This is a genomic window from Chitinispirillales bacterium ANBcel5 (assembly GCA_029688955.1).
Taxonomy (GTDB): domain Bacteria; phylum Fibrobacterota; class Chitinivibrionia; order Chitinivibrionales; family Chitinispirillaceae; genus Cellulosispirillum; species Cellulosispirillum alkaliphilum.
This window is the reverse complement of sequence record JARUKZ010000023.1, coordinates 60,417-68,214: the sequence shown is the minus strand read 5'-3', so window position 1 is coordinate 68,214 and position 7,798 is coordinate 60,417. Positions and strand designations below refer to the sequence as shown.

The 7,798-nt window shown below is 45.4% G+C and carries 5 protein-coding genes; 2 read left to right on the top strand and 3 right to left on the bottom strand.

The window, feature by feature from the left end:
* Nucleotides 1–958 precede the first annotated feature (958 nt).
* A complete protein-coding gene (locus QA601_12750) occupies nucleotides 959–2,128 on the bottom strand; it encodes a 4Fe-4S binding protein (protein MDG5815953.1) in 1,170 nt (389 codons plus the stop codon).
* Between the two features lie 468 nt (nucleotides 2,129–2,596).
* Here QA601_12750 and QA601_12745 point away from each other — a divergent pair, with 468 nt between their 5' ends.
* On the top strand, nucleotides 2,597–4,372 hold the full coding sequence (locus QA601_12745) for an ABC transporter ATP-binding protein (protein MDG5815952.1): 1,776 nt from the start codon (nucleotides 2,597–2,599) through the stop codon (nucleotides 4,370–4,372).
* Here the strand turns inward: QA601_12745 and QA601_12740 are convergent.
* A complete protein-coding gene (locus QA601_12740; GenBank protein ID MDG5815951.1) occupies nucleotides 4,369–4,917 on the bottom strand; it encodes a hypothetical protein in 549 nt (182 codons plus the stop codon). The two genes, QA601_12745 and QA601_12740, sit on opposite strands and share 4 nt — an antisense overlap.
* A 19-nt stretch (nucleotides 4,918–4,936) precedes the next feature.
* Nucleotides 4,937–5,239 carry a hypothetical protein gene (locus tag QA601_12735; protein ID MDG5815950.1) on the bottom strand — a complete coding sequence of 101 codons (303 nt, stop codon included), beginning with the start codon at nucleotides 5,237–5,239 and terminating at the stop codon, nucleotides 4,937–4,939.
* A 245-nt stretch (nucleotides 5,240–5,484) separates the two neighbouring features.
* Here QA601_12735 and QA601_12730 point away from each other — a divergent pair, with 245 nt between their 5' ends.
* Nucleotides 5,485–7,734 (top strand): LysM peptidoglycan-binding domain-containing protein, encoded by a 2,250-nt coding sequence (locus QA601_12730; protein MDG5815949.1) that lies wholly within the window; start codon nucleotides 5,485–5,487, stop codon nucleotides 7,732–7,734.
* Nucleotides 7,735–7,798: the final 64 nt, after the last annotated feature.

Here is a 7,798-nt window from a genome sequence, read left to right as displayed (position 1 = left end):
TCAATGGTGAAAGCGTGAAGGGATCCGTTTGGGGGGACCCTTGGGCTATTATCGCGGGAGGAAGGGAAATTGGAATTCTTGTCTCGCGGTCTTGACGTCCCACATTTCCCCAGGTCCCCAGGTAGGAAACCTGGGGCTAATATAAATAACCCCTTTGGGGTATTAAATACTAATCCCATCGGTTTAATCAGGCTAACAGACGAATTTGTATCTCCTATGGTTTTTGTAAAAGGTTTGTTCCTTTCTCTTGCTCCTTCATGCTCAACAAGGCGGCCTCTATCGCTGATGATACTTTCTTTGGCCTATGATCCCCCCTCTTAAGCGCTGAAAGCGCGTAATTTAATAGCCCGGGGTAAGCCAGTCTTCTGGCGCAGCCCCGGGTGTTGGTGACAAGAAAGAACCCAAGCGCTGAAAGCGCGAGATATTCGTTGATGCTATCGAGAATTATGGGAAAATGAGATTTTTATGGGGTTAAAGGCGACACCAAAATTACTAATGACCAATTACTAATCGTAGAAAAATGATTAGGAAATAAACATCTTTCCCTTTTCCTGCTCAACGCTCATAGCTCATCGCGCGGGAGGGAGGTGAGAATAATGAATTTTGTCGCTGTCCCGCTTCGCCTTACGCAAAAAAGGACTATTCACGCTTACACGGGGCAAGCACGTTTCATGGCGCCCCCGTGAGGAACCATACACTTGCCATCAGACCTCGCTGGGGGGTGGCCACCTTCGCCTCGGGCGACACGTAATAAGAATTTGGAATGCGAGAATTTGGAATTTGGAATTTCCTCTCATACACCTCAGCCTTTACACGTACCTATTATCGGGCAAAGCGCAGACACAGCATGAAATTTGCCTCAAGACAGACACAATACACACACAAAAACTCACTACCCCTGCTAATTTACATAATCGGTTCCCGCTGTCTATTTCAGTCCACCTCTGTTTATGACCGTTTAACGTTTGGTTTCGGTACTCTGTTTAGCCTTAAGCATGTCAATGCATTTACCGGTAGGACAAAACATCCGGCACCACAGGCGTGGTATAAAAACAGCAACAATCAAAAACACTACCGCGATCACAACAGCAGAAACCGGTGCTTCAAAGATTCTAAATGCCGCAAAGGGCTCCACCGCGGAGGGGTCCGGATTGTAAGTAAGCATAAGGACAAATACCCCAAACAGCACCAAGCCTCTGATTACAGGCATCAGTGCCGAGATCTTTGAGGGCATCCTGATCTTCTTTACCGGCAGTTTTAAAACAAGAATCTGAAGTAACCCGTAGGGGCAAAGGTGAGCACAGTAGATATTCTGTTTTCTAAAAAGCAGGAAAAACAAAACCGTAACGGCCATAAGCACCAGAGGCCATTGGGTGTTTAGGTTGATCCCGTTATAGATCCATCCCCTGAAAAAAGCCATAGAGAACATATTCGCCGTTACAAAACCAAGTATAACAACCGTTATAAGCTGAATAACAAACCGGTATTTAAGAAACATCCGTGGCCTTACCACACTTGCGACCACCAGTAAAAGAGGCACGAGTACTAAAAATGCCAGGGGTGAAGCCGGTGTGGGAGAATCATCATAGGCATAATCCAAATACACCGACACACGTTTTCTCACACCATTTTCAATGGCATTACAGGACATTGTGGCACGGCTCACCGCATCGACTTCCATCTCCGGAATGTTTTTTAGCTTAACCCCTTCCCAGTTTTCCAAAAAGCCCTGATCTTTTAGTCGGTTTATAAATGAAGAGGTCTCGTTGTTTTCAAGAAGAACAATCCCCTCAACGATATCCTGAGCATCAAAGATGATAAGAAGCGGTACAGGCCCGGCGTAGCCATGAAAGCTGTCGCTGTAAGGTCTGCTGTCAAGAACATAGCCCAGTACTTCCCCCTCTTCATCACGAATAACCGATGCCTCCTGAGGAAGCTCACTGTGCTCTACTGCTGCAGCTCGTGGGTAGATCTGCTGAACCGATTGAAGAGGAACTGTCGCCGTATCAAATTCACCAAGCACCGATTGAACCGTGTGATAGCGATTACTGTAATAGAGGGTTGAGATGGCCAGAAGAATAATCAGCAAACGAGAAATAGTAATGGCAGTAAATTTGTTTTTTTTCATAGCGTAAGTTTGTTACCTGCGGTTTAAAAGGTCACCTGTTTTATAAACAACATAAATATAGCATCAAACAGGAGTTTACTTCAAATGTTAAAAATTATCACTGCTGTGCGAAATAGGTCATAATCAGTTAAAACGCCTCTATTTTTGTATTGATAGTCAGAAACGGGAGTGTTGGCCCTGAGAGCCATAATACTAATCAAACGAAACGCTAAAGTTAGTTATGACTCCTACTATCAATCCAGACACAAACATATTTATACGCATAGAAAAGGTGATTTTAAAACGCAGACCTGTGCTGAGACATTCTCCAGAATAATCGCGGAGCGTTTACCCTCGTTGCTTCACCCTGTTTTGGTCAAGAGTGACTTTTATGATAATTAAACAATTAAAAGAGAGTGCTAATGATTTCACCGCTGATACCCGCTCTTAAGCAGCTACACTTTAACGGCAGCAACTATTTTATGGTCGATGAAAAAACACACCGAAATAACCAATAACCATCTCGAACAACATTACAAAAACTCCTCCCCCGTTTTAACACTTTTCAGGCTATTCTCTAAAGAGCGGAGGAAAGTCGTCCTGTCTCTGATTTTCGGGGCAATTAAGCACACCCCCTTTCTCTTTCTCCCTATAATTATAGGTGATGTTATCACCTCTGTAAGCGACCCGGAGCGCTATGGTACTTCAGGGATTATCAGGGGAACAGTGATAATTGTAATCCTCCTGATTCAAAACATCCCCATGCATACACTTTTTGTGCAGTACATGAGTGTTGCGATCCGAAACGTCGAGGCTCAACTGAGAAACGCGCTGGTACGGCGACTGCAGGAGCTTTCCATCGCCTTTCATGAGAATTATCAATCCGGCAGACTTCAGTCCAAAGTGCTTCGGGATGTAGAGTCGATAGAGATACTTGCCAGACAAATTTTTCTCACCGTGTACCATTCATTGATGACCGTGATATTTGCAGTGGTGGTAACCGTGTTACGGGATCGTCTGGTAGCGCTCTTCTTTTTGATTTGTGTGCCCATTTCGGTTGTAATGATTCATATTTTTCGCAAACGGATAAGTATAAGAAACGAGGCATTCCGCACCCAGATAGAGACCATGTCGGCGATGGTTTCAGAGATGGTGACAATGTTGCCTATCACCCGGGCCCATGGTGTTGAGGAGAAGGAGATTTCAAAGATCAACACCCAGCTGGAGAAGGTGAAACACCGGGGCATACGGCTTGATATCGTTAACGCGCTGTTTGGTGCCACAACATGGGTAGCGTTTCAGTCCTTTCAGTTTATCTGTCTTCTTGTCACCGGGTTTATGGCCTATCGGGGCAGAATACCGGTGGGTGATGTGGTGATGTATCAGACCTTCTTTGTACAGATCATTAACAGCATAACGGGTATTATAAACATCTACCCCCAGCTCAGCCGCGGTTTTGATTCCATACGTTCCATGGGAGAGATTCTGGAGTGTCCTGATATTGAGCAAAACGAGGGTAAACAAGCGGTTAAATCGGTTCGTGGGGACCTGCAATTTGAAGAGGTTAATTATTTCTATGAAGGCAGTGATGTTGCGGCTGTGTGTGATTTTAATCAAACTATAAATTCCGGCGAATGCGTTGCAATTGTCGGTGAATCGGGCAGCGGAAAATCGACACTGATAAACCTGATTATTGGTTTCAGAAGGCCCACATCGGGGAAAATTCTCCTTGATGGTCAGGATATGCAGCACCTTGATTTGCGTACGTTCAGGAGGTTTCTTGCGGTAGTGCCTCAGGAGTCGGTTCTTTTCTCCGGCACCATAAGAGAGAATATCACCTATGGGCTTGAGGACATACCTGAGCAAAAGCTTCGGGAAATACTTGAGCTATCAAACGTTGATGAGTTTATCAGCCGTATGCCTGAAGGGCTTGATACCCTGATCGGCGAACATGGCGCCCGTCTCTCCGGCGGGCAGCGTCAGAGGATAGCCATAGCGCGAGCACTCATAAGAGATCCCAGGATAATTATACTGGATGAAGCGACTTCAGCGCTAGATGTCGCATCTGAGAAGCTTGTTCAGCAGGCCATATCCCATTTGGCCAAAGGACGCACTATGCTTATCGTAGCCCACCGCCTCTCAACGATACGCAAAGCAGACAGAATTTTGGTTTTGAAACAGGGTCGTTGCATCGAGAGTGGCACCCATGAAGAGCTCTGTGCCCTGGATGGAGAGTTTCAGCGTTTTCAGAATCTGCAGATTTAAGGATTGTCTGTTTGGTCCAGTTCCAGTATTTCAAGAACCCGTTTGAGGCGAGCGGTTATCTCCTGATTTAACTTCCTGTTGAGCTCTTTTGCTCTGTAGGTTTTCACTCTCAGGTCGTGATCTTTTTGCGTTTCACCGGGGCGGGGTGATGGTGCGGGCAGATCTTTGAGCAAAAACAGCATTCCTATGTGATGCGACGGCGCTTCAACGATGCCCCGTGCGATGGCTTTAAGAAGATCGGGGGTAATGCAAAGAAGTGAATCAATGTGCTCTTTTATCTGTTTGAGTTGTTCGTTGGAAAGCCTGCCAACAGAAGACGTGCCTCTATTATGGTAAGCAGTTTTTACCTCAAACAACTCAGGCGCGTAACGACGGGCACACAAATCGCACAGTGCCCCCTCATCAAGGACTTCGATGATCAGTGGAGTATTCGGTACAGCACTTCTGTCACATATGCAGCATTGAACCGATCTTTCCGGATTAGCGCTAAATCTGAGTACAAGCTTGTTTTGAACAGTTCGCTTTATCTCTTCTCTGATTCCCATTTTGAACTACGCCACCGATTTAAAGCTCTTCCATGATAAGTTTTTCCACTAAAGCTTCATCAATGGTATCGAAAGCATCGCGATACTTCTTTATCCGCTCTTTTGCAATTTTTAGCGGAGCAGAATCTACAAATGGTTTAATGGAAGGCGAATAGTTTTCTGCAGCCTTTTTTGAAAGCGTATCTTCAGTAGCGAAAATGACCGCATTATGTACAGTTTTACTGCTTTTAGTGATCTTAGAGGTTTTTTGGGGAATGTGTTTTCTGTGCCTCTTACCAGCCTGCTCAGAATAGGCGCTCTTACCTACCGGACTTATATTCATTTTTTCACCTCCATACTGGATAACTACTCACCAATATAATAGAATACATTTTAAGGATCATCTCCGTTTTTTGCTCAGAGTGATAAATACGTCTAAAAGCAGCTTTTGGTGAGTATAATGATCATTACGGCAGAAAATTGCTTTCAGGTACATTGATTGCAGGTAAAATTTGTGTTTGGAATTTGAGGTTGATATTTTTATACCATTCTTCTTTGCACGTATAAGCTCTAAAAAGGGTTACAATAATGAACAAACACCACCGAAAAGTCGGGTTACTGATGTTTTCGCTCTTTCTTTTCACTTTGGCCAGTGCAGAAGAGGAGTTGTTTCCGGTTCCGGAAGTTCTGGAACCCAATGTAGCTTTCTGGAAAAAGGTCTACTCTGAGGTTTCTACCAAACAGGGATTGCTGCACGATCGCAACAACCTGGCCATTATTTATGATATAGTAGAAACGAGCAGTCCCGATGATGTGGAAGCGGTACGAGAGCGGCGAAAGGAGCTGGAAGCTTCCTTCGCGATCATCCAGGGCAAACCTGAGAGTAGCTGGGGTGATCAGGAGCGAATGATTGTCGAGCTTTTTGAAAAACACGGCAGCAGAGATGATTTAAAGGGTGCGGCCAATCGCATACGCTTTCAGCGTGGGCAAAAAGAGCGCTTTATCTCTGGTATTGAGCGTTCAGGAATGTTCCTTGATACAATCCGCACGATTCTAAAAGCCTACGATCTTCCACTGGAGCTGGCGTATTTACCCCATGTGGAATCCTCATTCGATACCGAAGCATATTCCAAAGTAGGTGCGGCCGGGTTATGGCAGTTTATGCGGGCAACGGGGGCAACCTTTGGCATGAACATCGACTACACTATCGATGAGCGCCGGGACCCCATAATCGCTACCGTGGGAGCAGCACGGTATCTCTCAAATGCCTACCGAATCCTGCAAGCCTGGCCAGTTGCCATAACCTCTTACAATCATGGCGTTAACGGAATGCGGCGTGCGGTTTCTCAAACAGGAACCAACGATTTCTCAGTTATTGTACAAAACTACCGAAGTCGCACCTTCGGGTTTGCTTCTTCCAACTTTTACGCCAGTTTTCTTGCTGCTGTTGAGCTTGCGGAAAACTACCAAGAGTACTTTCCTGGTGTAGAACTTATGCCTAAACGTGAGTTTCGCTCTGTAACCCTCGATCAGTACATCAGACTCGATGCCCTTATCAGCCATCTTGATATACCGATTCAGGAATTCAGAACTCTTAATCCGGCTATAAGGCCATCGGGATATAATCAGCAAATACATATTCCAAAAGGATTTACCATCCATCTGCCTGTAAGCAAAACTGAGCAGCAAATACAAACGGCTTTGGTATCCATACCAGATTCGCTGCGTTCAGATCAGCCTCTCCGCCCGCAGTACTACAGAGTGCGCCGCGGGGATAATCTTAACCGTATCGCAGCACGACATGGAGTAACGGTAAGGGAACTCGCGCGATTTAATAATATTACCAGCATAAACCGAATATTTGCCGGTCAGCTATTGCGTATCCCCCCCAAGTATAGCCCCCCCACTACTGTTGCCAGTGCTACTACAGAAACGAAACCTGAGGAACCGGAAAAGCCAAAAAAGGAGCCCGAGGAAGTTAGCGATTCGCTGCAAATCGCCTCCGAAATGGATGAAGGGCCAGAAATCGTTCCAACAACTCAAAAAAGTGAGCCTACAACTCACCGGGTAAGGGTTGGTGAAAACCTCAATCGCATTGCTTCAAGGTACGGGGTAACAGTTCGGGAACTGGCACGGGAAAATAATATCACCCAACTCAACAGAATCTACCCGGGGCAGGTGCTAAGAGTTCCAGGGCAGGTACGCGAAGAGCCAGAAGCGGTAACCCATGCAACTGAAGAAACCGAAGCTGTTTCAGACACTCTGGAAAAGGATACTGAAGAGGTAACTTCCGAAGACAAGCTCTCCGACACCCTTAGAGGTATTGCTGCTTCGATTGCGATCATTCCGGATAAAACCACATCCACCATACCTACAGCCTTCGATGTGGATGATTATCAGCTAGATGCTGTTCTTTCCGCAACGGGTGAATACGCCAGTGTCAGAGTCACACTGAATGAAACCATCGGCCATTATGCCGACTGGCTTGGAGTATCAGCTTCAGATATTCGCAGACTAAACAACATGGGTGCCAATTCGCAGATTAGTTACAACAGCACAATCCGCATCCCTGTTTCCGAATCAAATACACTGGAAGAGTTTGCAGCCGCCAGACTCGAGTATCACATAGCTATTGAAGAGGATTTTTTCAATCGCTTTGATGTGGTTAATTTCAAGGAAAGAATAGTGAAAAGGGGAGAAAATATCTGGGATATCGCAAAAGAGAACGATCACCCTATTCCTTTGTGGCTTATTAAAAAATACAACAAAGATTTTTACCCCTCGATTCTCATACCGGGAATGGTGATTCAAATTCCTGTTGTTAGCGAAAAAGAATAATTGTCAAAAGCGGGTGAGAGCTAAAAAATGTAGGTGGGTAAAAAGATACCCACCTTTTTTTATG

Bases quoted from the DNA above. Each gene is read 5' to 3' on its own strand.
- QA601_12735 (MDG5815950.1), bottom strand. From the start codon at position 5,239: ATGAATATAAGTCCGGTAGGTAAGAGCGCCTATTCTGAGCAGGCTGGT.
- QA601_12750 (MDG5815953.1), bottom strand. From the start codon at position 2,128: ATGAAAAAAAACAAATTTACTGCCATTACTATTTCTCGTTTGCTGATT.
- QA601_12745 (MDG5815952.1), top strand. From the start codon at position 2,597: ATGAAAAAACACACCGAAATAACCAATAACCATCTCGAACAACATTAC.
- QA601_12730 (MDG5815949.1), top strand. From the start codon at position 5,485: ATGAACAAACACCACCGAAAAGTCGGGTTACTGATGTTTTCGCTCTTT.
- QA601_12740 (MDG5815951.1), bottom strand. From the start codon at position 4,917: ATGGGAATCAGAGAAGAGATAAAGCGAACTGTTCAAAACAAGCTTGTA.